Genomic DNA, 25,083 nt, shown 5'->3' on the forward strand with positions numbered 1-25,083 from the left:
CCCGGCGACTCCCTGAGCCCCCCTCGCGCAGTTCCCCGCGCCCCCAAACCCCCTCCACCTGCGGACCCCGGTCGCTCCTCGCGCAGTTCCCCGCGCCCCCAAACGCCCCGGCCGCCCGCCGACCGCGGCGCCGACCCCCAGGGGCGCGGGGAACTGCGCGATCAGCCCCCCACCACCCGCAGCCAAACGCACACACCCCGGAGGCACATCGGGGACGGGGCCCCCAGCCCCCTAGGGGCGCGGGGAACTGCGCGATCAGCCACCACCAACCGCAGACGAAACGCACACGCGCGGAAGCGCACCGGGGAGCGGGGCGGGGCCCCCGGAGCGTCCCCTACGCCTCAGCCAGCGCCGGGAAGCGGATGCGTGTCGCGCACAGGGAGACGAGCAGGGCCGAGGCCGCCACCGCGCCCATCCCCCAGGCCAGCCCCGTACCGTCGGCTATGAAGCCGATCACCGCGGGCCCCGCCAGCAGACCCGTCGTGCCCATGGCCGCCACCAGGGCCAGCGCGTCGGAGCCCTGGCGGGCCGCGGCCACGTACACGCAGGGCGTCACCGCCGCGATGCCGAGCCCCACGCAGGCGAAGCCGATCAGGGCCGGCACCACTCCCCCGACCAGCAGCGCCAGGGTGAGGCCCGCGCCGGCCAGCGCGCTGCCGACCCGTACGATCCGGTCGTCCCCCCACTTGGTGCGCCAGCCGTCGGCGAAGAGGCGGGCCAGCACCATCATCACCGAGACGACGGCGATGCCCAGCGGCGCCAGGTGCGCGGCCGCTCCCGCCACGTCCTTCAGGTAGAGCGCCGACCAGTCGTTCATGGCTCCCTCGGTCACCGTGCCGAACGCCATCGCGAGCCCCATCCAGATGGTCACCCTGGTCGGCAGGGTCAGACCCCGGGACTTCTTCTCGGCGACCGGCACAGCCGGTTCCGCCGAAGGCGCGTCGTCCGTCAGAAGGCCCCCGCTCGCACCCAGCACCAGCAGCGCGAGCAGCGCCGTCGCCGTGACGAAGTGGGACGGGAGGGCCGAGGAGAGCGAGGTCACGCCGGAGGCGAGCAGCGCGGCGAACAGCGAGCCCGCGCTGAACGTGGCGTGCATCTTGGCCATGGTGGTCCGCCGGTACTTGACCTCCAGGGCCGCCGCCTGCGCGTTCATGGCGACGTTGAGACAGCCGACCGCGATCCCGTCGCAGCACACGATGAGCAGCGTGACCGGATAGTTCGGCGTGACGGAGAGGGCGAGCAGGACCACGCCGAGGCCGAGCGCGGAGAGGAGGGCGAGCCGGCGCGAGCCGAGCCGTTTCGTCAGGACCGCAACCAGCGGGAAGGAGATGGCCGCGCCGGCTCCGCAGACCATGAGGAGCAGGCCGAGTTGCGCCTCGGACAGGTCGAGCCTCGTCTTGAGGGCGGGAATCCGCGAGACCCAGGTGGCGTACTGGAACCCGAGGCAGCAGAACAGTGCCGCGATCGCCGCTTGGGATCGCCGGTAGTCATCGCGCACGCGATACATGCGTTGTCAGCCTACTTCCATGGACATGTACATCGCGTTCGGGCCGTAGCTCGCCGGCAGTTCGACCTCGGGGTGGGGGCGGTAGCCGAGCTGGGCCCACAGCACGTGGGCCCCCCGGACCGCCGCGAGGGAGATCCGCTCGTACCCCAACTCTCGTGCGGTGATGAGGAGATGGGTCAGGAGTCGGGGGCCCAGGCCCCGGCCGCGCAGGTGCTCGGCGATGACGAGGTCATGGGCGTGGAGGTTGCGCGAGGGGTGGCCGGCCTGCTCGGCCCTGCTCAGGTCCGGGCTGGTGAAGGGCGGATAGGGCAGCGCCAGAAGGTATCCGCCGACGCGGCCCTCGTGCTCCAGGACGAAGCAAGTGCCCGCGCAATAGCGGGACTTGAGGGCTTCGCGGCCCTCGGAGAGGCCGTCCTCGGTGTAGGCGCCCGCTTCGAGGGCCACGATGGCGTCCCAGTCGCGCTCGGCGAGCGGGCGGATCAGGACGTCCGTGTCCGGCGGGAGCTGGGTCTTGAGCGGGGACATCTACCGCGAACCTCCGATGCAGGTGTACGGCAGCGGATCGAAGCCGTTGAAGCCCCGGGTGGTGTAGCCGATGGCGTACGCACCGCAGGAGTGGACCCAGACCGGGTCACCGGAGGCCACCTCGGCGGGAACCTGGACAGGGCCCGACTCGTGGTCGTAGGCGTCGTCGCTGTCGCAGGTGGGGCCCGCGATCACGGCGGGGACATGGCGGCCGGCCGTGTGGCCGGGGAACTCCAGGCGGTACTGCAACGCGTCCATCTCGTAGAGCCCGTTGAACTTGCCGCAGCTCAGATACAGCCAGTGGCCGCGCTCGCCGTCCGGACGGCGCCGGGTGGTGAGGCGGGAGACGCGGGCCCGGATGGCGCCGTGGTCGGCGACCAGATGGCGTCCGGGTTCCATGAGGAACTCCAGTGGTGACAAGGATTCCTCGCGCAGGCGCTGCATTCCCTCGCGCAGGACGGCGAACATCTTGTCCAGGGGCGGGTCCAGTGGCCGGCCCCGTCTGTCGAGGCAGCCGAGGGCGGGCAGGCCGCCGCCGAGGTTGATCGTGTCGAGCAGGATTCCGCGCCCGTTGAGGATTCCCACCAGGTCCGTCAGGTCGTCCAGCGCACTGCGCCAGGCTTCCGACGTCATCTGCTGTGAGCCGACGTGCACGGAGAGCCCCGACGGGATCAGACCCGCGTCGCGCGCCGCTTCCAGGACGCGGACGGCGTCGCCGGCGGAGCAGCCGAACTTCTGGCTGAGGCCCCACAGCGCGCCCTCACCGCTGGTGGCCAGGCGGCAGAACACCCGTGATCCGGGGGCCAGTCGGGCGATCGCCGCGACATCTTCCACGCTGTCGGTCGCGAAGTCACGGATGCCCAGGCGGTAGGCGTCGGCGATGTTCTCGTCCGACTTGATCGTGTTGCCGTAGTGGATTAGGTCGGCCGGTACGCCCGTCCGCAGGGCCTGTTCGATCTCGCGGGGGCTGGCCGCGTCGAAGCCGGCGCCCCGGCCGGCCAGGCACGCGAGGACCTCGTCCACCGGGCACGCCTTCATCGCGAAACGCACCGCGATGCCGGGCAGTTCGCGCAGCAGGGCCGCGTACTGGGCCTCGATGCCGGTGAGGTCGAAGAAGATCCGGTCGTCGGTGGCGGCCGTCAGGGCCGCCCGGAGCGCCGTGCTCTCACGCATCGTCGACACCCCGGGCCGGGCGCTCGGATCTGCTGGCCGCCACCAGCGGCCCCCATGCCTCGATGAGCAGGGCGAAGTCCTCCATGTCGGCCTGGGCCTCGTCGAGCAGCCGTTCGCGAAGGGGGACGATGTGATCGGCGAACTCGGCGTATTTGGCGCCCAGTTGGCGGTAGCAGCGGTCCAGTACGTCGAGCCTGCGGATGTTCTCGGTCCGGTCCGCGCCCACGCTGTGCCCGACGTGGCGGGCTATCTCGTCGACGCGTATGCGGTGCTGTTCGTCGAGCAGCGCTCCACGGGCCCGCTCCATCGCCGTGTAGACGGGGTAGAGGTAGAGCATCGACAGGAGGAACTTGGTGAACCGGAGCTGGTAGGCGGTGAACCCGGGGCCCGTCCGGCGCTCGGGGGTGTAGTAGTTCACGATGTGCCGGTTGTGCACCACGCCGGGCAGCGTCGCGTCGCGCACCAGGTGCAGCAGGAAGTAGTCGCTGCCGATGGTGCTGGTCGCGGGTGGCAGCGGCACGCGTTCGTAGACCTCGTGGTCGAGGCCGATGTTGCACATGTCGACACGCCAGATGTCGGGGGTGCCCAGCGTCGACTCGTCGTGGGTGAAGGGGTCGGTGCCGGCGCCGACGAAGGAGTCGTCGACCAGCTCGCGGCGCTCCTCGGCCGGGGTCCCGGCCTCGGCCCACAGGCCGACCACCTCGTAGTAGATCTCGGGGTCCAGCTCGCGGATCTCGCCGATGTCCACGGACAGTTCGCCCACGAACGAGGCGCCCACCATCGCGACGGGCTTGTACACGTCGGCGGGGTCGAGCCGGGTGCGGGTGACATCGGGCAGGGCGTCCACGGCCCGCTTGCCCAGCGACAGGAGCTCGTGGTGGATGGGGTACACGGGTTCGCCGTCCAGCGCCTGGTAGCTGCTGTCGGAGTCCCTGCGGTGCACCGACGTACAGCCCAGCGCGCTCGCGATCAGGAAGGCGCGGTTGGTGCACGCCCCGTACGAGACGTCGGCGGGCAGCATGAGGTCGAGCATCAGCTCGGGCTTGGCGACGCCGGAGCGTTCGATGACCCGCTGGAGGAAGTCGCGCTGGCGCGCCTCGTCCAGGTGGTGCACGACGACATCGGGCCGGGGCGTCAACTGCCGGAGTGCGACGGCGTGTTCGGCGTGGACGGGTGCGGCGCAGGAGTCGAGGACCAGCAGATGCACCTCGACGTCGAAGTGCTCGGCGGCGTACGCGGCCTCCTCGCCGAGCGCGGTGATCGTGGCGGCGCAGGGCCGGTTGGTGGGCAGGGTCAGGCAGATGCTGCGCATGACGGATCTCCGGTCGGCCGCTCGGCGTCCTGTCCGGCCGCGTCCTGGCCGTGCCAGGATTCGAGGCCGAGCAGCTTCGCGCCGAGCTCGTTCAGGGTGGCGGTGGGATACCTGAGGGATTCGTGCCGTCGGGCGTCGCCGACCAGCGTCTTGTTCCAGTCCGGGGTGCTCAGGCTGCGCCAGGACTCGACGCGGGACTTGCGCACCTCCTGGTCCGATTCCAGGGCGGGCATCATCGAGAGGTACTGGACGGCGCGGACACCGTTGTCAGAGGTGTTGGCGGCCACGCCGTGCGCGAGGAGCCCGTTCCAGATCAGCAGGTCGCCGGCCTTCAGTTCGGGCCGTACGACCGGGAACTCGGTGCGGTCGGCGCCCGGCCGGATGGGGTCGCGGTCGGCGGGCTGGGTGACCTTCCACTCCTCGAAGCGACGGAACAGCTCGGGCGAGCACTGGAATCCGCCGTGGTCGTCCTGGGTGTCGTTGAGCGCGATGATCCCCTGGACGCGCTGCGGCAGCACCCCGAGCGTGGTGTCGACGTCCCAGTGCAGCTCGATGTCGAAGCCCTTGTCGGTGGGCTCGATCAGGGCGCGGTCCCGGTCCTTGACGTTGGGCGGGTTCAGGTTGAGCCGGTCGAGGGTGACCCAGAGCTCCTCGCAGTCCCATACGTCGGCGAACGCGTCGTAGACCCGTCGCGTCTGGCGGCTGTCCCACAGGAGCTGGTGGTGGTAGGCCTCGACGAACCCGTAGACGTGCAGGTGCTGTTCGAGCTCGGTGGCGAAGGTACGGTCCTCGGAGTACCAGGTCTCGGGCCGCTCGGGGTCCAGGCCCTGGAAGTCCCAGGCGAAGTCGAGCAGCCGCCGGGCGGCGTCGGCCGGGATGGCCTGCTTCACGACGACATAGCCGTACGTCTGCCAGAACGCGAAGTCGTCCTCGGACAGGACGCGCAGCGGGCGCGTCTTCTCCAGGTCGCGCAGGGGCGTCCGGGCCAGGTAGGTCTCGCCGCCGTCGGAGCTGAAGTAGGGGACGCCGGAGGCGGCTCGGTAGAGATATCGGTCGGGGGCCGGCATGCGATCGCTCCAGGGTCGAAAAGGGTCGGTGGCTGTGCGGATCCCCGGGTGGCATGGGGAATCGGCCCGTGGCGCGGGCTTCCTGCGGGCGGGGATCGGCGGGGTGCGGCGTCCGGAGCGGGTCGCGCGGCCGGCCGGGGGAGGTCACGGACGGCGGCGAAGCGCTGCGGCACAAGGGGTCGGCGTACGGTCGTCCTCGCGTCCGGCCCGCGCCGCGGCCGTCCGGGGCCGGGGATGTGCGGGTGCCGGGCGATGCGGGGCGCCCTCGGCGGAGGCTTTGCGCCGACCGGTTCACAGTCGAGCATTGCGAGAGCGAAGAGGCGCGGGGCAACCGGTCGTGGCGTGCTCGGCGCGTCGTCGCGCCGGCCGGTCACCAGGTGGAGAGTGAGGGTCTCCACGAAGACTGGGCCGGGGTTGCCACCTCCTTGCGCACGGTGCCGCTCGCGGGCCGAGGGCACCTACACCGATCTTGCGTACCTCCAAGGTGGACTAGACCAACTTCCGGTGTCAAGCCCCAAGTTGGGGCCCCACGCGGCACAAATGGGATGGGTTCACGCACCGGACACGCAGGTGATACGTACTGTCAAGTAGAGCTCCGCACAGCCGAGTTGACGGCCGCCCGGAGCGGGAAGCGGAGTTGGTCCCTCCGAGTGGCGCGTGGGAAGTCGGCCCTCTCGGACATGAAAACTCGGCCCCTTCGTACATCTTCTTCACGTGTCCCCGCCCGTACCCGCACATGCAAACGGGGCGGGGTCACGGTCCGCCGACCGTCACCCCGCCCCGCGGCTTTCGCGCCGGGTCATACCCCGGCGATGGCCTCCGCCGCCGCGCGCCCGCACACCCGGGCCGCACCGTGGGTGGCGATGTGCAGCGCCCCGCGCGCGGTCGCCCGCGGCACGCCCATCTCGACCACGACCGTGTCCGGCCGGGCCGCGAGCAGGGCGTCGAGGGCGGCCGCCATCCAGGGGTGGCGGTGCTCGTCGCGGACGACCGCCACGACCCGGCGCTCCCCCGCGGCCGCCAGCACCTCGGCCGCGCCGCTGTCCGTGCCGAAGGTGCCCCCCTCGGTCCCGGGCAGCAGCTCGGCGAGCTCGGCGCCGATGCTCCAGGGGGTCTCGCTGCTCACCGCGATGTTCATGACCGGCGTGAACGTCGCCACGTACGGGGCCGACTCCAGCGGGCGCCACGACGGCGCCGCGGTGATCCGGGCGGCCCGGCGCGCGGCCACCAGGCCGATGTCGCTCGCGATGCCGGTGGTGGCGCCGGGCGCGGTCCCCTCCTGCACCGCCGCGCCCGGCGTCGCCTCGGCCCTGGCCCGCTGGGCCCACGCCGCCAGCGCACGGACCCGTGCGGCGGCGTCGGCCAGGCGCTCCTCGGCCAGCTCGCCGTCCCGTACCGCTTGGACCAGCGCGTCGCGCAGCCGCAGTACGGTGCCCTCGTCGGCCAGGCCGCCGCCGACGCACAGGGCGTCGGCGCCCGCCGCGATCGCGAGGACGGAGCCTCGTTCGATGCCGACCGTCCCCGCGATGGCCTGCATCTCCACCGCGTCCGAGACGATCAGCCCGTCGTAGCCGAGCTCCTCGCGCAGCAGTCCGGTGAGGATGCGCGGGCTGAGCGTGGCGGGACGGGCGGGGTCGAGCGCGGGAAGCAGGATATGCGCGCTCATGACCGACTTGGAACCCGCGGCGATGGCGGCACGGAAAGGCACCAGCTCACGCCGGTGCAGCGTGTCGAGGTCCACGTCGATACGGGGCATCGCGTGGTGCGAGTCGACGTTGGTGTCGCCGTGGCCGGGGAAGTGCTTGGTGCAGGCGGCCACCCCGGCGGCCTGGAGGCCCTCGATGTAGGCGGCCGTGTGGCGGGCCACCAGGTCGGTGTCGGCCCCGAAGGCCCGTACGCCGATGATCGGGTTGTCCGGGTTGGAGTTGACGTCGGCGGACGGCGCCCAGTTCAGGTTGACCCCGCACGCGGCGAGCCGGCGGCCCAGTTCGCGCGCGACCTCGCGGGTCAGGTCCAGGTCGTCGACCGCGCCGAGGGCCAGGTTGCCGGGGAAGGACGAGCCGGTGCGGACCTCTATGCGGGTGACGTCACCGCCCTCCTCGTCGATGGCCACCAGGAGGTCGTCCCGCTCGGCCCTCAACTGGGCGGTCAGGGCCGCCACTTGGGGCGCGGAGACGATGTTGCGGCCGAACAGGCCGACGGAGGCCAGGCCTTCGCCGATGCGGCGCAGCAGCCAGTCGGGGGCGGTGGTGCCGACGAACCCGGGCTGGAGGACGGCGAGGGCGTCGCGGGTCAGTGTGGCGGAACCCGTGGTCATAGTCGTCATGGGGCGGGGTTATCCCTTCACTGCGCCGGCCGTCAGACCCGCGGCCATCTTGCGCTGGACGAGGAGGAAGAGAATCACGATGGGAACGGCCATCATGGTCGATCCGGCCATCATCGGGGCGTACTCGGTGCCGTGCTGGGTGGTGAAGTTGGACAGCCACACGGTGGCCGTCTGGTGATTCTGGCTCATCAGCATCAGGGCGTAGAGGTACTCGTTCCACGCCTGGATGAAACCGTAGACCGAGGTGGCCACCATGCCGGGGGCGAGCAGCGGGAAGACCACGCGGATGAAGGCGCCGGTGCGGGTGCACCCGTCGACCATGGCCGCCTCCTCCAGCTCCTTGGGGACGTTGACGATGAAACCGCGCAGCGTCCACACCGTGAAGGGGAGGATGAAGGTCAGGTACGTGATGATCAGGCCCGAGAGCTTGTCGTACTGACCCAGGTCGTTGAGGAGCAGGAAGACCGGGATGATCATGGCGACCAGCGGCACCATCTGGACCGCGAGGATGCCGATGATGACGATCTTGCGGCCGCGGAAGGCGAACCGGGAGATGGCCAGGGCCGCGAGCAGGCCGACCGCGATGCCGATGATGACGACGACGAGCGAGACGGTCAGGGACCGGCCGATCGAGCCCCAGAAGTCACCGATCTGGAGCGCCCGCTGGAAGTTGTCCAGCGTGAAGTGCGTGGGGAACAGGTGCGGATCGGGGTCGATCGCCTCCGTGGAGGGCTTGAACGCGGTGTTCAGCATCCAGTAGACCGGGAAGCCCGCGGTGACGAAGACCAGCAGGCCGAGCAGGTTCCAGCCCAGCTTGGTCTTCTTGCGGCTGGGCCTGGTACGCGTGGCGGCGGTGGAGGCGGCCATCGTCACTCCGTCCTTTGCGATCGCGGAGCTCACTCGACGTCCCCGATCTTGAGCATCTGGCGCATGTACACCGCGATCACACCGAGCAGCAGGAGCACGGTGAGCAGGGCGATCGCGGAGCCCTGGGAGTAGTCGTTGACGACGAAGGCCTTGTCGTACGAGTACGTGGTGAGGAGTTGGTACTCCGGCTCGGGGTGGCCGCCGCGCATCACGAAGACCTGCGGGAAGACGCCCATGTCCCAGATCACCGAGAGCGTCGCGAGCATCACGATGATGGGCTTGAGGATCGGCAGGGTGACGTGGCGGAACACGCCCCAGGATCCGGCGCCGTCGAGCCGGGCGGCCTCTTCCAGCTCCTTGGGGACCTGGGTGAGACCGGCGCTGAGGGTGATGACCACGAACGGCACCGCGCCCCAGACCACCAGCAGCATGATGACGGCGAGGCCCTGGGTGCTGTCGATGAACCAGTTGTGTCCGGTGACGTCGACCCCGGGCAACTGGCTGAGCAGCCAGTTCAGTACGCCGTAGTCGCTGTCGAACATCCACTTGAAGATGGTGATGGCGACGACGATGGGCATGCCCCAACTCGCCACCAGGGCGATGTTGATGAGGGTCTTGACCCAGCCCGAGACCCGCTGGAGCAGCAGGGCTATGAGCATGCCGACGACCATGGTCAGGACGACCGCGGTGGCGGCGAAGACGATGGTGCGCACGACGACGTGCCAGAACTCGCTGTCGCCGAGGACATCGGTGAAGTTGTCGAGGCCGACGGACTCGGCGGCCTGGAAGCCCCAGAGCTGGGGCTGCCCGAACTTCTGGAAGGACAGGGTGACGAGCCGTACCAGCGGATAGCCGAGGACGAGCGCGAGGACGATCAGACAGGGTGCGAGCAGTGCCCAGGGCACCGCCGCTCCCCCGCCCGTGCCGCGCTTCTTCCCCGGCTTGCCGGGATGACCGGATCCAGCACCCGGTAGTGGGTCGCGCCGCGCCGGCGGCACCTTGGCGGTGGTTGTCTCTGCGGCACTCATCGCGCGCTCCTGGTGATCCCTCTCTGGAACTGGCCAGGCAGGGCCCCGTCACCGTGACGGGGCCCTGCCCAAAGGTCACTTGGTGTTGATGACCTTGTCGATCGCGGCGTCCGCGTCCTTCGCGGCTGCCTCGACCGTCTTCTTACCGGTGCCGATGGCCTGGAGCATGTCCTGGAGGGTCTTGGCCTTCTCGACCTGACCCCAGCCCGGCGCCATCGGGACGAACCAGCTGGACTCGGCCGCGGTGGCCGGCACGGCCGTCTTCGGGTCCGCCTTCAGGGGCGCGAGGTCCGCCTTGTTGTTGGGCAGGTTGCCCTTGGCGACCAGGCCCTTCTGGCCCTGGGTGCCGGTGAAGGCGTTGATCCACTCGGCCGCGAGGGCCTGCGCCTTGGACTTGACCGGGACCGCGAGGTCCGAGCCGCCGAGGAAGACCGGCATGGCCTTGCCGGACGGGGCCGGCATGACGAAGCTCTCGATCTTCTCGGCGAGCTTGCCGACCTTGTCGTTCTCCGGCAGGGCGGCGTTGGCGCCTTCCCAGGCCGGGCTGAAGACGAGGGCCGACTTGCCCTGGCCGTAGACGATCGGGCGGTCCGCCTCGTCCTTGGTCTTGTCGTTCTTCATGTACTTGTCGACGACGTTCTTGAACTCGGTGAGGCCCTTGACGGACTCCGGCGAGGACAGGTTCGCCTTGAACTTGTCGCCGTCCTGCTTGGCGATCGAGCCGCCGGCGTCGTAGACGAAGGACATGGCCGCGTACCAGTCGCGGGTGGGCTGGTACCAGGCGCTGAACTTGTCGCCCTGCTTGGCCTGGATCTTGTCCAGGTCGGCGGTCAGCTCGGTGTACGTCTTGGGGGTCGCGGTGATCCCCGACTCCGCGGCGATGTCCTTGCGCCAGGTCGCCGTGCGGCCACCGGCGTAGTAGGGAACGCCGTAGGTCTTGCCGTTGTACGTGACGGACGCCTTGAGCGCGTCCAGCCAGCCGGCCGAGTTGTCGAACTTCGACGGGTCGACCTCGGCGAAGGCGCCCTTGACCGTGTAGGGCAGCATCTCCGAGTTGCCCATCTCGACGACGTCCGGCGCCTTGTCGGTGGCCAGGACCGCGTCGAGCTTGGCGTTCTTGTCCGGCCAGCCGTAGTACTCGTGGTTGATCTTCAGGCCGGGGTGCTTGGCGACGATCGCGTCGTCCGCGGCCTTCACCAGCTCGGGCCAGTTCTTCTGGGCGTCGACCGTCAGCCAGACGGTCAGCTCCTTGGCGTCGCCCCCCGCGGCGCCATCCTTCTTGTCACTGCCGCCGCATGCCGCGGCACCGATCATGATGCCCGCGACGCCGATCGCCGCGATGAGCTTGCGCTTCACGCCACTCTCCTCAGGGATGACTGACCCCGTTGCCTTCTGCGTGGCCCCGCCCACCGCGATGCGGCATACGACGAGTACTGCCCGTGGGGCTGGGATCTGGTCTTTAATGGTTTAGACCAGTACCGGGAGCTTGGCCTAGACCTATTGGGGTGTCAAGGGTCGATAAGAACGCTGAGACCGTCCGTTATCGGACCGACACCTCACCGCCCGACACACCCCCCAACTCCTCCCCCGCGCGCCCCTCCCGGCCCCCGCCGAGCTGCCGCGTGCGGCCCCCTGAGCTTTAATGGTTTAGACCAACTTGGGCACTTCTCCGCACGTCCGCCGCACGGCGGTGTATAAGAAGGGCTTGTCGATCGCGTTCCCGGACCGACACCCTGACGGAGGGCGACGACCCGTGACCGGTCCGTGCCACCATGTGAGCCGCGACAGACGGAGGAGCCGGTGACGGCAGCAGCGCAGCACTCGGGAAGGCAGACCATGACCGCCGACGGGAGCGGGAGCGAGACGGAGACGGCCGCGGGCACCCGCACCGCGCGCGTTCCCAAGTACTACCGCCTCAAGCGCCACTTGCTGGAGATGACGGAAACCCTTCCGCCCGGCACCCCGGTGCCCCCGGAGCGGACCCTGGCCGCCGAGTTCGACACCTCCCGCACCACCGTGCGCCAGGCTCTTCAGGAACTGGTCGTCGAGGGCCGCCTCGAACGCATCCAGGGCAAGGGCACCTTCGTCGCCAAGCCGAAGGTCTCCCAGCCGCTGCAACTGTCCTCCTACACCGAGGACATGAGGGCCCAGGGCCTGGAGCCCACCTCCCAGCTCCTGGACATCGGCTACGTCACCGCCGACGACACCCTCGCGGGCCTGCTCGACATCGGCGCGGGCGGCAGGGTGCTGCGCATCGAGCGCCTGCGCCTGGCCAGTGGCGAGCCGATGGCCATCGAGACCACCCATCTGTCCGCCAAGCGCTTCCCGGCGCTGCGCCGCTCCCTGGTGAAGTACACCTCCCTCTACACCGCGCTCGCCGAGGTGTACGGGGTGCATCTGGCGGAGGCCGAGGAGACCATCGAGACCTCGCTCGCCACCCCGCGCGAGGCGGGGCTGCTCGGCACCGACGTGGGCCTGCCGATGCTGATGCTGTCGCGGCACTCCCTGGACGGCCAGGGCGAGCCGGTGGAGTGGGTGCGCTCGGTGTACCGGGGCGACCGGTACAAGTTCGTGGCCCGCCTCAAGCGCCCGGCCGACTGAGCCCCCGCCCCCGTACCCGTACCGCAGAGAAACGGCCACGCCCTCAGGGCGTGGCCGTTTCGCGTTCCCCGGGGCTTCGAGTCCAACTCCAGTGGGACACAGGCACCTTGTGCCTGGCACCAAAGTGCCCCCGGCGACGGAACCCCTGCTGAGCCGGGTGATCGGGCCGCCGGACGGGGCCGGCTTCGGTGGCACCGTCCTGCCGGGCGGTTGTGGCCACCCGGATTCCGGTGACACCCCGTCCGCCGTCCGCCAGTGTTGAACCCGCCAAAGGAAATCCCGCTCCTTACGAAAAGGTGGTTCTCGATGCGTGCCAGGTTCCGTTCGATCGCGGCTCTTCTCCTTCCGGCCGCCGCCTTGTTCGCATGCGTACTGACCGCACAGGGAAACACCACCGTGCCGGCCCATCAATTCGCCGGCGCCGCCGACTCCGCCACCGTCGTCGTCCCCGTCCCGTCCCCGAACCCCGGTGACGGATTCTCCTGGGGCTGACCCATCTACCTCGTCGGCATCTCGATGACCGCCTCTGACGGGGACTGTGCCGAACCCCCGACGAAGACACAGGTCATCGAAACACTCCGGCGCATCGACGCGCACTGCGGCCATGAGGAGCCGGCCCGTGCGCTGGTGTGGGGCCAGTCGATCCGGCTGGCCCTCTACCTCCGGAGTCCGGACGAGACCGAGGCCGTCGCCCGCGCCCTGGACGTCTGTGTACGGCTCCTTGCCGCGTCGCCGGAGTTCGCCCGCTTCCACATCACGGACTTCAGGCTCCTGTGAAACCGCCGCCGTAATCCCCAGCACTCCAGAAACGGAATTCGCCATGCCCAGGGCCCGCCCGAGCGTGTCCGTCATCATCCCCAATTTCAATTACGAGAAGACCCTGCGGGCCTGTCTGGAATCGGTGTTCGCCCAGACCCACGCCCCGCTCGACGTCATCGTCGTCGACGACGCGAGCACCGACCGCTCGCGGGACATCGCCCGGGAATTCCCCTGCGTCCTCATCGCGAGTCCGCGCAACAGGGGCGTCTCCGCGGCCCGCAACCTCGGCGCCGCCGCGGCCCGTGGCGAGATCCTCTTCTTCCTCGACTCGGACACCGCGCTCTCCCCGGACGCCCTGGCCAACGCCGTCGACCAGCTCCTGGACGACCCGGGCCTCGGCTGTGTGCACGGCGTGCTCGACCCCGAGCCGCTCTACGACGACGGGCCCATCGAGCGCTATCACGCGCTGCACGCGCACTTCTGGCGCCGGCGCGGCGCCGGCGAGGTGCGGACCGCGTTCTTCGCGCTCGGCGCGATCCGCAAGCACGTCTTCGAGGAGATCGGCCCCTTCGACGAGAACCTGCGGGATTCCGAGGACGTCGAGTACAGCGGGCGGCTCGTCGAGAAGTACCGCATCCGCATGTCCGAGACGGTCACCGGACGCCACGACGACGTGGACCGGCTGCTGCCGATGCTCCGTGAGCAGTACCGGCGCTCCCAGCTCCTCATCGCGGCCGTGGGCCAGATGCGGGCGGGCGGGCTCAGCGCCAACCGGCCGCTCGGTGTGCTGGCCGCCGCCCTCGCCCCGCCCGCGCTGCTCCTCGGCCTCCTGTCGCCGTGGCTGCTGCTCGTGCCCGCCCTGTGCGTCCTGGTCTTCGCCTGCGCCGACCCGGGGCTCAGCTCCTTCGTCCTGCGCACCAAGGGGCCCGGCTTCCTGCTGTGGTTCACCGGCGTCCACTTCGTGCTGCATCTGGCGCTGGTGCTCGGCGCGGCGCGCGGGGTCGTGCGCTGGCTCACCGAGCCGGAGTTCGGGCCCACCGTCCGCCGCCGCACCCCGGTGCCCGCCACCGGCCGGCGGTGACCCCCGGCCCCGCCCGCCACGCCCGCCTCCTCCGCCCGGTGTCCCCCGCCACCGCCCGTCAGCAACTGGAGCCTGTCCATGGCCACTTACGGCCCCACGCTCGCCCAGCAGCCGGCCCGCACCCAGCAGGCCCGGCCCCCCAGCCTCCTTCGCGATCTCACCTCCCTCGTCCGGCCCGGCCAGTGGTCCAAGAACCTGGTGGTGGTGCCGCTCGGGCTGCTCGGCGCCGAACGCCCGGCCGGCCGGCTGCTCGGCGGCGCGGTCGCCGCCGTCATCGCCTTCACCCTGGCCTCGGCGCTCGTCTACCTGGTCAACGACATCAGCGACCGCGACCGGGACCGCAGCCATCCGCAGAAGCGCAACCGCCCCATCGCCGCCGGCCGGGTCAAGGTGGCCGCCGCCATGACGTTCGCCGGGGTGCTCGTCGTGCTGCTGGGGGCGGCCGTCACCGGGTGCGCGCTGCTCGGGGTCGCCCCGGCCGCCGCCTGGTGGCCGGTCCTCGCCTACCTCGCCCTCAACGCGGCGTACAGCAGAGGCCTCAAGCACGTACCGCTGCTCGACGTCTTCATCGTCGCGCTCGGCTTCGTCCTCAGACTCGTGCAGGGCGCGCTCGCCGCGTCCTCGCCGGTACCGGACTGGCTGGCGCTCTGTGTGTTCTCGCTGTGTCTGATGCTGATCCTCGGCAAGCGGCGCCACGAGATGAGCGTGGGAGGTGTCCTGCACCGGCCGGCGCTGCGCGGCTACACCGTCGGCTTCCTCGACCAACTCCTGGTGTTCGCGGCGGTGTTGACCGCGATCAGCTACGTACTTCAGGTGCAGAACAGTGCCGTGTTCGGCGCCCACGGCACGGCCGTCGCGATGCTCACCGCGCCGTTCGCGCTGTTCGGCCTGGCCCGCTATCTGCAACTGCTCGTGGTCGACGCGGGCGGCGGCAACCCGTCGCGGGCCCTGTTCCGGGACCGGGTGACCGTGTCCAACGCGCTGGTGTGGTCCTGCCTGGTCGGCGGCTCCGCGCTGTTCGTCCACACCGCGTCATGACGGCCGCCGACCTCGCCCCGGCCGCCCCGCGTGGCCCGCTGCGCCGGGCCGCACCCGTCCTGTTCCCGCTCGCCGTCGCCACCGGCATCGGTTTCGCCCTGCACGACCGGATCGGGGACCTGGCCGATCTGGTGGTACGCCCCGGGGCCGTGCCCTATCTGCTCGGGGCGCTCGCCGCCAACGCGGGCGCCGTGCTCCTGTCCATGGTCACCTGGCGCACCCTGCTCGCCGACCTGGGCCCGAAGGTGCCCGGGGCCGCCGCCACCCGGATCTTCTTCACGTCCTTCCTCAGCAAGTATCTGCCCGGCGCGGTCTGGGGGGTGCTCGCCCAGGTGAAGATGGGCCGCGCGGTGGGGGTGCCCGGGCCCGTGATGGTCGCCGTGTTCCTGCTCAACCTGATGGCGGCCGTCCTCACCGGTCTCACCATCGGCCCGATCGCGGCGCCCTGGACGCTTGGCGGCGACGCCTGGTGGCTGCTGCTCCCGGTCGCGACCACGGTGACCTGCGCCGTCCGGCCCGGCCTCATCAACTCCCTTGCCGCGCTGGGCGCCAGGCTCGCCCGCCGGCCCCCGCCCACCGCCACCGCCGGTGACCGGGGCATGCGCCGGGCGATGGCCTCGGCCGCCGCGTCCTGGGCGGTGTCCGGGCTCCACCTGTGGGCGCTGGCCGTGATGCTCGGTGCGCCCGCCGCCGAGGCGCTCCCGGTGTGTGTCGGCGGGTTCGCGCTCGCCACGGCCGCCGCGAGCCTGGTGGTGGTCCTGCCCGACGGGTGGGGCGCCCGCGAGGCCGTCCTGATGCTCGCCCTGTCCGCGGTCCTGCCCTGGCAGGCGGCGGCCGCCGCGGCCGTCGCCAGCCGGGTCGTCTGCACCCTGAGCGAAGTCCTGGTCGGCGGGGCCGCGCTGCTCCTGACCCGTACCTCCGGCAAGCCCGCCGCCGCCACTTCCTGACCGTCCGCCTCCCACGAAGAGGGATTCCATGCCACAGCTCTACTCCGTCGACGACTGCGAGTCGCTGACCACCAAGCAGGTCCACGGCCTCTACAAGGACCACGTCAACCGCAGCCAGGTCTCGCTCATGACCTCCTTCGGCTTCGGCCAGGAGCTCGTGGAGCGCGCCGAGGGCGCCTACATCCACCAGCGCGACGGCCGGCGCGTCCTGGACTTCACCGGCGGGGTCGGGGTCCTCAACCACGGCCACAACCACCCGCGCATCCTGGCCGCCCGCCGGCGCTTCCAGGAGGAGCGCCGCATGGAGGTCCACAAGACCTACTTCTCGCCCTACATCGCGGCCCTGGGCCACAACCTGGCCGAGCTGCTGCCGGGTGATCTGAACATGTCGTTCTTCCCCAACTCGGGCGCGGAGGCGGTCGAGGGCGCGGTGAAGCTGGCGTACAAGTACCACGGCGGGCGGCGCTCGAAGGTGCTGCGGGCCGACATCAGCTTCCACGGCAAGCTGCTCGGCTCGGGCAGTCTGACCGGGCAGAACCAGTCGACCTTCCAGTTCCCGGGCATCCCCGGCGTCGGCGTCTTCCCGTACGGGGACCTGGCGGCCGTCGAGCGCGAGGTCGCCAAGTCCCGTACGGCCAAGGGCGATTCGGATGTCTACTGCATTCTGATCGAGCCGCTCAGCGCGTCCACGATGAACGTGTGCTCGGAGGAGTTCCTGCGCGGGCTCCGGGAGCTCTGCACCCGCGAGGACATCGTGCTGCTCTTCGACGAGATCTACACCGGCTGGGGCAAGACCGGCAGCCTCTTCTACTTCATGCGCCACGAGGGCCTGGTCCCCGACATCCTCACCACCTCCAAGTCGTTCGGCGGCGGCAAGTCCTCCATCTCGGCGTTCATCGCCCGCGAGCCGGTCTTCCGCAAGGCCTACGACAACCTCACCGACGCGCTGCTCCAGTCGACCAGCACCACCTACTACGGGTTCGGCGAGGAGGCCATCACCGCCATCGAGGCCGTCAACATCGCGGTGGAGGACGACTATCCGGCCCGGGCCCGCGCCATCGAGCGGGTCCTCGGCCCCGGTCTGGAGCGGATCGCCAAGGAGCACCCGGACGTGGTGTCCGAGGTGCGCGGGGTGGGCGCGCTGCACGGGGTGTTCCTGCACAAGGGCCCCAAGCTCCTGGAACTGGCGACCAAGCTGGTGCCGGGCGCGATGACCAAGGACCCGCGTTTTCGCACCAAGCTCATCACCTCCTCGGTGGTCAACGCGCTCTACCGCGACCACGGCGTCTACGCCTACTACACGCTCAACGGCGACAACCCGCTGATGGCGGCTCCCTCGCTGATCACCGAGGACCACGAGGTCGAGTACTTCCTGGACGCCCTCGACGCCACGCTCGCCCAGGGCCTGCCGCGGCTGCTCACCCGTTTCGTCAAGGAGAAGGTGTCGTCGCTGTGGTGACCAGGACAGTCGTGACCGGCGGTGCCGGAATGCTCGGTTCGACCCTCGTGGAGCGGCTGCTCGCCGACGGCCACGATGTGCACTGCGTGGATCTTCGGGCCCCGCGCACCGCGCACGAACGCCTCAGCCACACCGTCTCGGACGTCCGGGACACCGTGACCATGAAGCGGGTCACCGCCGACGCGGACGTGGTGGTGCACTGCGCGGCGGCGCTGCCCAGCTATCCGGCCGACCAGATCCGCTCGGTGATCGTCGGTGGTACGGAGGCGGTCCTGGGCGCGGCCGAGGCCAACGGCGTGCCGCGTTTCGTGCACATATCGTCGACCGCCGTGTACGGGCTGCCCAAGGTGGTGCCCACCCCCGAGGAGTACCCGCGCGAGCCCGTCGACACCTACAGCGCCGCCAAGGCGGAGGCGGAGGTGGTCGCCGAGCGGTTCCGGGGCAAGGAGATGTGCCTGCCGATCCTGCGGCCCAAGACGTTCTTGGGGCCGGGCCGCATGGGCCTGTTCGCGATGCTCTTCGAATGGGCCGAGGAGGGCCGGCACTTCCCCGTCCTCGGCAGGGGTGACGTCCGTATCCAGATGTTCGACGTGGACGACCTCGTGGACGCGGTGGTCACCGCGATGGAGGCGCCGGCCGAGCGCGCGGACGGCACGTTCAACCTGGGCGCCACCGAGTTCGGCACCATCCGCGAGGACTTCCAGGCGGTCCTGGACGCGGCCGGGCACGGCAGACGGGTGCGCTCGCTGCCCGCCAGGCCCGCGCTCGCCGCGCTCAGCGCCCTCCAGCGCACCGGCCTCTCGCCGGTCTACGGGCGCCTGCTGCACAAGCTGCTCGACGACTCCTACGTCAGCACCGACCGGGCCCGCGAGCAGCTCGGCTTCAGCCCGCGCCACTCCAACCAGGACGCGATCCTGCGCACCTACGCCTGGTGGCGCGAGCACCGGCGAACCCAGGCCGCCCCCGCCAAGGGGCAGGGCGTCACCAGTGTCGAACCGTGGCGCCAGGGAGCCCTCTCCCTCGCCAAGGTGCTGTTCTAAGAGATCCGAGGAGTAGACACCGTGCCCAGCGACCAGCAGCCCTTGGTCTCCGTGATCATCCCCAACTACAACTACGGCCGCTCGATCGGCCTGTGTGTGGAGGCCGCGCAGAACCAGACGTACCCGAACATCGAGATCATCGTCATCGACGACTGCTCCACCGACGACTCCGCCGCGACCGCCGCCGCGCTCGGCGCCCGGGTGGTGAGCACCGGCACCAACAGCGGGGTCGCGGTGGCCCGCAACCTCGGGGCGGAGCTCGCCCGGGGCGAGGTGCTCGTCTTCCTCGACTCCGACGTGGCGATGCACCCCGACGCGGTCGAGCGCTCGGTCGCCCTGCTGACCGACGGCGTCGACGGCGTCAAGTACGGCGCGGTGTGCGGCACTTACGAGCCGGAGCCGCTCATCCGGGACAGCCTGATCGAGGAGTACCGCTCGCTCCAGCAGTACTACCTGCTGCTGAAGTCCGAGGGCGTCATCGACACCGTGCACACCGCGATCCTGGCGATGCGCCGCACGGTGTTCGAGGAGGTCGGCCCGTTCAATCCGCTGCTGCGCCACACCGAGGACCAGGACTACGGGCGGCGCATCTCGGAGCGGTACAAGGTGCTCAGCTCCCTGGAGGTGCGCGGCCGGCACGACCACGACGACACGGTACGGATCGTCCTCGAGAAGGTGTTCAGCCGGGCCCGGCTCGCGGTGCCGCTGATCCTGAGCCGGCGCGCCCTCCAGGGCGGCTTCGTGACCGGCCCCCGGGCGGGCGCGAGTCTCGCGGCCCCGCTCTCGGTGGCGGCCCTGGCGGCGCCGGCGCTGTGGGGCCCGGTGTGGTCGCTGCTTCCGGTCGCCCTCTTCGTCCTGTCGGTGCTCGGCGACCTCGACATGTACCGGGTGGTGCGCGGACATCGGGGGCGGCTGTTCCTCGGGTACTTCGTGGCCGTCAACTTCCTGGTGAACCTGACGGTGTTCGCGGCCATCGGGGTGGCGGGCGTCCAGTGGCTGTGCTCCTCCCGTTTCCGGCACCTCTACGATCCCCGGCCCCGCCCGTCGGGGAGCGCGGCGCTCGGCTCCGCGGTGGGTGCTTCCGGTGTCTGAGCTGCGGATCGCGCCCGCCGAGGCTCCCGGGGAGCCGGCGCCGGACTCCCCGCCCGCCCGGCCGGCCCGCCGCCGGGCGGGGCGCCTGGTGTGCTGGGCGGCGCTCGGCTGGCTGGTGTGCCTGGCGGTGGAGTGGGCACTCGACGGCCGTTACTGGTTCGGCGAACTGGCGGGAGCGCTACCGCCGTTCGCCTACGTCGTCCTGCCGCTGGTGCTCGCGGTGCTGCTCCCGCTGGCGCGGGGCCGGGACCGGTGGCGTACCGGAGCCGCGGTGGCCGTCGCACTCGTCCTGGGAGCGGGCCAGTCGGGGATCAACTTCGGGGCGTTGTGGACCCCGGATCACGAGGCCGGCCCGGATTCGATCCGCGTCGTCGCCTGGAACACCAACTCGTGGAACCAACTCCTGGGCACCCAGGACCACTTCTACGCCTTCCTGAAGTCGAAGAAGGCCGATGTGTATCTGCTGCACGAGTACCAGCACGTGACCCCGGACCGTAAGGGCCGTCTGCCGATCGACGATCTGGCGCGGCTGCGCGCGGAGTTCCCGGGGTACGAGGTCACCGCCGACGGCGAGCTGGTCACCCTCTCCCGCTTCCCCGTCGTCGCCCGCCCCGCCGTCGGCCCGGCCCGCGCCCTCGCGCCGGACGCCGACTGGACCACGCGCTACCGGGAGGCCAAGGTGCTGCGCACCGACCTGTTGATCAAGGGGCGAACGGTGTCGTTCTACAACCTGCACATGCCGGTCTGGAACAGCATGCCCGACGGCCCGCTCTCGGACGCCTTCTACACCCATATGCGCAAGAGTTTCGGGCCCCGGCAGGCCCAGTACGCGGGCCTCGAGGACGATGTGGCGCACAACCCCAACCCCGTTGTCGTGGCGGGCGACTTCAACACCACGGCGGCCATGTCCGAACTCGACGGGATGCGCGCGCGGCTCGACGACGCGATGAGCGCGAGCGACGACCTGTATCCGACCAGCTGGGAGCAGGGCGGCTGGAAGCCGTTCTGGCGCACGGACTGGGCGTTCACGGGGCACGGGGCCAGGGCGGAGAAGTACCGCTTCGATGCGCCGGAGAAGCTGTCCGACCACTCGATGCAGGATCTGTGGGTGTCCGTGCCGCCCGCCGAGAAGAACACCGGTGAAAGGTGAGCCGTCCGTGTCCCCCGCTTCCGCCGTAGCCGTCTGCGCGCTCGTCTGGGCCGCCTTCCTCGGCGCGCATCTCGTCCTGAACGGCCGCTGGTGGCCTTGGCTCGCGGTGTCGCTGCTGCCGCCGCCGCTCTTCGCGGCCGCGCCCCTCGCGCTGCTCGTGGCGTCGGCGGCCACCGGCAGCGGGTCCGGCGCGGCCCTGGCAGTCGGATGCCTGATGGCGGGCTGGACACAGAGCGGCTTCAACCACCGTGCGCTGGGCGGCGGTTCCGGCCGCGACGCCGGAGGCGACGGCATCCGGGTGGTGTCGTGGAACACCCAGCACTGGAACCAGGGCCGCGACCCCGACGACTTCTACGCCTTTCTGCACACCCTGCCGGCCGATGTCTACCTGCTCCAGGAGTACCTCAACGGGTACGAGGGCGGCGAGGTGTGGGACATCGACGACGAGGAGCGGCTGCGGCGCGAGTTCCCCGACCACCATCTGCTGATCGACAACAACGCGGTGACCCTGTCCCGGTTCCCGCCGGCCGGTCCCCCGGTGCCCGTCGGCGCCTGCTCCCTGCGTGCCGATGTGGACACCCCGGCCGGCGTCCTGTCGACGTACAACGTGCACATCCCGGTCCAGCTCACGGTGATGAACCCGCTGTGCCGGGCGTTCTTCCGGGACATGCGGCGCCGGCACGAGGCGCGGCGCCGGGAGTACGACGCGCTGGTCGCCGATCTGCTCGCCAACCCCCACCTGTTCCTGGTCTCCGGGGACTTCAACACCAGCGCGGCCATCGGCGACATCCGCCGGATGCCGAAGTCCGCGCACGACGCCATCGGCGCCAACCGCTCGCTGTTCCCGGCGAGTTGGCACGCCCGGTGGAGGCCGCGGCTCTGGCGCATCGACTGGGTGTTCACCAGCGCCGGGCTCCGCGCGCGGAGTTACGCGTTCCGCGACCCGAGAGGTCTCTCCGACCATCTGGCGCAGGACGTCACGATCACCACCACCACCGATTCCAAGGAGATGAACCGTTGATGCAGTACCGAGAGCTGGGCGGCAAGGACGGCCTGCGGGTGAGCACCCTGTGCCTGGGCACGCTTCCCTTCGGCACCCGGATCGACGAGGCCACCGCCTTCGCCGTCCTGGACCGCTTCTACGAGGCGGGCGGCACCTTCCTCGACACGGCCAACACGTACGCCTTCTGGGAGCCGGGCGCCACCGGCGCGGAGAGCGAGCTCGTCATCGGCAAGTGGCTGCGCAGCCGGGGCGTACGGGACGAGATGGTGCTGGCCACCAAGGTCGGGGCGCTGCCCGAGCCGCTGGACGCGCCGTGGCCCGAGGCCGCCGAGGGCCTGTCCGCGCCGGTCCTGCGCCGCCAGGTGGAGGCCAGTCTGCGCAATCTGGGCACGGACCGGATCGACCTGTACTACGCGCACATCGACGACCGTGTCACGCCCGTCGAGGAGACCATGGGCGCCTTCGCCGAGCTCGCCGACGCCGGGAAGATCACGCTTCCCGGGTGCAGCAACTTCGCGGCCTGGCGGGTCGAGGAGTCGCGCGGCGCCGCCGAGCGCGCGGGCGGCCCGGCGTACGCGGCGGTGCAGCAGCGCTACACCTACCTCCAGCCGCGTCCGGGCGCGGACTTCGGGGTGAACCCGCACGCCTCGGAGGAGCTGCTCGACTATCTGAGCACCCACCCCGAACTGACCTTCGTGGCCTACACCACTCAGCTCACCGGCGCCTACAACAACCCGGCCAAGGAGATCCCCGAGCAGTACCGGCACGCCGGTTCCACCCAGCGGCTCGCCGTGCTCGGGGAGGTCGCCAAGGAGCTCGGGGTCGCACCCGGACAGGTCGTGCTGGCGTGGGCCCTGGGCGGCGAGCTGCCGATCCTGCCGGTGATCGGGGCGAGTTCGGTGGGCCAGCTCGACGAGTCGCTCGACGCGGTCGATCTGGTCCTGGCCGACGAGGTCAGGGCCCGGCTCGACGCGGCGGGACTCGATGCGGCGAACTGAGCGGTACGCGGCTGGGCTCGCCCGCCTGTCCGCCGATCACCGGAGGCTGGTGTGCCTGGTGTGGCTGGCGGTGCTGGTGGCGGGCGGGGTCGCGGCGGCCACGCACCTGGGCCGCCTCGACCAGAGCTTCACCACCTCCGGCCAGGACGGCTCCCGGGCCAACGCGGCGATCACCGAGCGGTACGGGGCCGGCGCGGGCGTCGCCCCGCTGGTCGCCGTGGTCACCTGGCCGGACGGCACCGACGGCCGCTCGCCGCTCGCCGCCGCCCGGCTGAGGTCCGGCCTCGCGGCCGCCACGGCGCCGGGCACCCGGGTGGTCTCGTACGCCGACACCGGCGACCGGGCGTTCCTGGCGCAGGACGGCCGCACCACCTTCGCCCTGGTGTATCCGCTCTCCGGGAAGCCGGACCTGGCCGGGCTCACCGCCGTGCGGGACGCCACCGAACGGCTGCGGACCGGGCTGCGCGAGGCGCTGCCCGGCGCCTGGGTGAATGTGACGGGCGTGCTGCCGCTCCAGCAGGACAGCGCCCTCGCCCGGCCGGGCCCGGGCCTCCAACTGCTCAAAGTTGCTTGCGCGTTGGGGGGTCTCACCCTGCTCCTCAGGGCGTTCGGGGTGCGACGCCTGCTGCTGCCGCTGCTGCTCACGGCGGCGTCGTCGGTGGTGGCCCTCCTGGTGGTGCTCGCCCTGGCAGGGACCATGGAGATCAGCTTCGTCGTGGTGTACCTGATCCCGGTCGCGGCGCTCGCCCTCTCGGTGCGTCGCTCGGCCCTCCTGCTGGGCGCCTGGCGGGCGGAGCTGGTGGGCGGGACCGACGCCCGGCTCGCGCCGCACCGGGCGGGGTCCGCCCTGGCGGGCCCGGCGACCACCGGAGCTCTGGCCGGGACCGCGGCCCTGGCGACCCTCGCCCTGTTCCCCGTGCCCTTCCTGCGCTCGATCGGCATCGCGGGGGCCATGGTCTGCCTGGCGGCCACCTTGGCGGCCCTGACACTGGGCCCGGCGCTGCTGCCTGTCGCGGGGAGGGGGCTGATGCGCCAACCTCCTGGAGATGCAAGGGAGTTGGCGCCTGCCCCTCGGCCCACTCACCGGCTGCTCGCCGTCGGCGTCCTGGCGGCTCTCGGGCTGCTCATCGGCGCGAGCGGGCTGCTGACGGCCGGGAACCCCCGGGCCGAGGCCCTGGTGGAGAGCGGTCCGGCCCGGGACGGGCTCGATCAGCTGACGGCCGCCGGGATTCCGTCCGGGGTGCTCAACCCCCTTGAGGTGCTTGCCCCTTCGGGCCCGGACGCCGAACGCTCGGCATCGCTCGCCGTCAAGGTCCCCGGCGTCCTGGCGGCCGCCGCCCCGCGCGACGCCGCCTGGCGCCGCGACGGCTCCGCGCTGGTCGCGGTGGTCCCCTCCGCCGAGCCGATGACCCCGTCCGGCCGCCGCGCGATGGCCGACGTGCGTTCCGCGACGGCTGACGCGGGGGCGCAGGTCGGGGGTTCCGGGGTGCCCGAACCCGACCTGGTACGGGGCGTGTACCGGATTCTTCCGGGCGCGCTCGCGGCCATGGCACTGCTCGGCTTCCTCGCGCTCGTGCGGCCACGGAGGGCCGGGACCTCCGCGCGGGCCGGGCGGGCCGCGCTGTCCGCGGTGGTCGCGGCGGTGGCGACCACCGGGCTCCTGGTGCTGGTCTGGCAGTACGGCATCGGGTCCCGGCCGCTCGGCGGGGTGGCGGCGACGGGGGCGGTGACGGGGTGGATTCCCCTGGTGGCGGGGGCCTTCGCCTTTCTGAACACGCTCGACCACGCCGTGGCGCACGACGCGATGGCCCGCGTCCGGCCCCGCGTCGGGCTCGTGGTCGCCCTGCCACTTCTGGCCATCGGGCTCGGCCCGCAAGTGGAACTGGCCATTCTGGTCACGGGACTTGGCGGAGCGGCGCTGCTGGGTTCCGTGCCGCTCCGCGCCCTCGCGGTGCTGTCGGGCCCGTCTCGACGACTCGTTCACGACACGGCCGCACAACCCCCCGCAAGCGGCCTTCCGGCCACACCGCTGTCATCTTATTGGTCTAGACCTGGATTGCGTCTCGGTCATACGATCCCCCTGGTCGAACCATCGGACCACGCACAGTGA

The 25,083-nt window shown here is 71.2% G+C and carries 22 protein-coding genes; 13 read left to right on the top strand and 9 right to left on the bottom strand.

What is annotated here, in order from left to right:
- Nucleotides 1-334 precede the first annotated feature (334 nt).
- From N4G70_RS18990 to N4G70_RS19030, 9 genes are all read right to left on the bottom strand, one after another.
- Nucleotides 335-1,507, bottom strand: coding sequence for an MFS transporter (locus tag N4G70_RS18990; protein ID WP_261713850.1), 1,173 nt, complete (start codon nt 1,505-1,507; stop codon nt 335-337).
- Nucleotides 1,508-1,513: 6 nt separating this feature from the next.
- Nucleotides 1,514-2,032 (bottom strand): GNAT family N-acetyltransferase, encoded by a 519-nt coding sequence (locus tag N4G70_RS18995; protein ID WP_261713851.1) that lies wholly within the window; start codon nt 2,030-2,032, stop codon nt 1,514-1,516.
- Nucleotides 2,033-3,205, bottom strand: coding sequence for a type III PLP-dependent enzyme (locus N4G70_RS19000; RefSeq protein WP_261713852.1), 1,173 nt, complete (start codon nt 3,203-3,205; stop codon nt 2,033-2,035).
- Nucleotides 3,198-4,517, bottom strand: coding sequence for a DUF6271 family protein (locus tag N4G70_RS19005; RefSeq protein WP_261713853.1), 1,320 nt, complete (start codon nt 4,515-4,517; stop codon nt 3,198-3,200). The genes N4G70_RS19000 and N4G70_RS19005 overlap by 8 nt, the downstream gene beginning before the upstream one ends.
- The gene (locus tag N4G70_RS19010; RefSeq protein ID WP_261713854.1) at nt 4,499-5,584 is read right to left on the bottom strand and encodes a phytanoyl-CoA dioxygenase family protein; all 1,086 of its coding nucleotides are present in this window, start codon (nt 5,582-5,584) and stop codon (nt 4,499-4,501) included. Before N4G70_RS19010 ends, N4G70_RS19005 begins: the two co-directional genes overlap by 19 nt.
- 799 nt (nt 5,585-6,383) lie before the next feature.
- Nucleotides 6,384-7,910, bottom strand: a complete 1,527-nt coding sequence (locus N4G70_RS19015; protein ID WP_261713855.1) for a glycoside hydrolase family 3 protein — start codon at nt 7,908-7,910, stop codon at nt 6,384-6,386.
- A 9-nt stretch (nt 7,911-7,919) separates the two neighbouring features.
- The gene (locus N4G70_RS19020; RefSeq protein WP_261713856.1) at nt 7,920-8,777 is read right to left on the bottom strand and encodes a carbohydrate ABC transporter permease; all 858 of its coding nucleotides are present in this window, start codon (nt 8,775-8,777) and stop codon (nt 7,920-7,922) included.
- Nucleotides 8,778-8,806: 29 nt separating this feature from the next.
- The gene (locus N4G70_RS19025; RefSeq protein WP_261713857.1) at nt 8,807-9,805 is read right to left on the bottom strand and encodes a carbohydrate ABC transporter permease; all 999 of its coding nucleotides are present in this window, start codon (nt 9,803-9,805) and stop codon (nt 8,807-8,809) included.
- A 75-nt stretch (nt 9,806-9,880) separates the two neighbouring features.
- Nucleotides 9,881-11,161 carry an extracellular solute-binding protein gene (locus N4G70_RS19030; RefSeq protein WP_261713858.1) on the bottom strand — a complete coding sequence of 427 codons (1,281 nt, stop codon included), beginning with the start codon at nt 11,159-11,161 and terminating at the stop codon, nt 9,881-9,883.
- Nucleotides 11,162-11,641: 480 nt separating this feature from the next.
- Here N4G70_RS19030 and N4G70_RS19035 point away from each other — a divergent pair, with 480 nt between their 5' ends.
- From N4G70_RS19035 to N4G70_RS19095, 13 genes are all read left to right on the top strand, one after another.
- Nucleotides 11,642-12,406 (top strand): GntR family transcriptional regulator, encoded by a 765-nt coding sequence (locus tag N4G70_RS19035; RefSeq protein ID WP_261713859.1) that lies wholly within the window; start codon nt 11,642-11,644, stop codon nt 12,404-12,406.
- Between the two features lie 306 nt (nt 12,407-12,712).
- Nucleotides 12,713-12,898, top strand: coding sequence for a hypothetical protein (locus N4G70_RS19040; protein WP_261713860.1), 186 nt, complete (start codon nt 12,713-12,715; stop codon nt 12,896-12,898).
- A gap of 24 nt (nt 12,899-12,922) precedes the next feature.
- Entirely contained in the window at nt 12,923-13,183 is a 261-nt protein-coding gene (locus N4G70_RS19045) for a hypothetical protein (protein WP_261713861.1), read from the top strand.
- Between the two features lie 43 nt (nt 13,184-13,226).
- Nucleotides 13,227-14,246, top strand: coding sequence for a glycosyltransferase family A protein (locus N4G70_RS19050; protein ID WP_261713862.1), 1,020 nt, complete (start codon nt 13,227-13,229; stop codon nt 14,244-14,246).
- Nucleotides 14,247-14,324: 78 nt separating this feature from the next.
- Nucleotides 14,325-15,284, top strand: a complete 960-nt coding sequence (locus N4G70_RS19055) for a UbiA prenyltransferase family protein (RefSeq protein ID WP_261713863.1) — start codon at nt 14,325-14,327, stop codon at nt 15,282-15,284.
- Entirely contained in the window at nt 15,281-16,231 is a 951-nt protein-coding gene (locus tag N4G70_RS19060) for a lysylphosphatidylglycerol synthase domain-containing protein (RefSeq protein ID WP_261713864.1), read from the top strand. The genes N4G70_RS19055 and N4G70_RS19060 overlap by 4 nt, the downstream gene beginning before the upstream one ends.
- Nucleotides 16,232-16,259: 28 nt before the next feature.
- Nucleotides 16,260-17,690 carry an aspartate aminotransferase family protein gene (locus N4G70_RS19065; RefSeq protein WP_261713865.1) on the top strand — a complete coding sequence of 477 codons (1,431 nt, stop codon included), beginning with the start codon at nt 16,260-16,262 and terminating at the stop codon, nt 17,688-17,690.
- Nucleotides 17,684-18,730, top strand: coding sequence for an NAD(P)-dependent oxidoreductase (locus tag N4G70_RS19070; protein ID WP_261713866.1), 1,047 nt, complete (start codon nt 17,684-17,686; stop codon nt 18,728-18,730). Before N4G70_RS19065 ends, N4G70_RS19070 begins: the two co-directional genes overlap by 7 nt.
- Nucleotides 18,731-18,751: 21 nt before the next feature.
- Complete coding sequence (locus N4G70_RS19075) at nt 18,752-19,822, top strand: glycosyltransferase family A protein (RefSeq protein WP_261713867.1); 1,071 nt, start codon at nt 18,752-18,754, stop codon at nt 19,820-19,822.
- Nucleotides 19,815-20,972, top strand: coding sequence for an endonuclease/exonuclease/phosphatase family protein (locus N4G70_RS19080; RefSeq protein WP_261713868.1), 1,158 nt, complete (start codon nt 19,815-19,817; stop codon nt 20,970-20,972). The genes N4G70_RS19075 and N4G70_RS19080 overlap by 8 nt, the downstream gene beginning before the upstream one ends.
- 7 nt (nt 20,973-20,979) lie before the next feature.
- A complete protein-coding gene (locus tag N4G70_RS19085) occupies nt 20,980-21,993 on the top strand; it encodes an endonuclease/exonuclease/phosphatase family protein (protein ID WP_261713869.1) in 1,014 nt (337 codons plus the stop codon).
- Entirely contained in the window at nt 21,993-22,973 is a 981-nt protein-coding gene (locus N4G70_RS19090) for an aldo/keto reductase (RefSeq protein WP_261713870.1), read from the top strand. Before N4G70_RS19085 ends, N4G70_RS19090 begins: the two co-directional genes overlap by 1 nt.
- Nucleotides 22,960-25,083, top strand: coding sequence for an MMPL family transporter (locus N4G70_RS19095; RefSeq protein WP_261713871.1), 2,124 nt, complete (start codon nt 22,960-22,962; stop codon nt 25,081-25,083). Before N4G70_RS19090 ends, N4G70_RS19095 begins: the two co-directional genes overlap by 14 nt.

The organism is Streptomyces sp. ASQP_92, assembly GCF_025399895.1.
Lineage (GTDB): Bacteria > Actinomycetota > Actinomycetes > Streptomycetales > Streptomycetaceae > Streptomyces.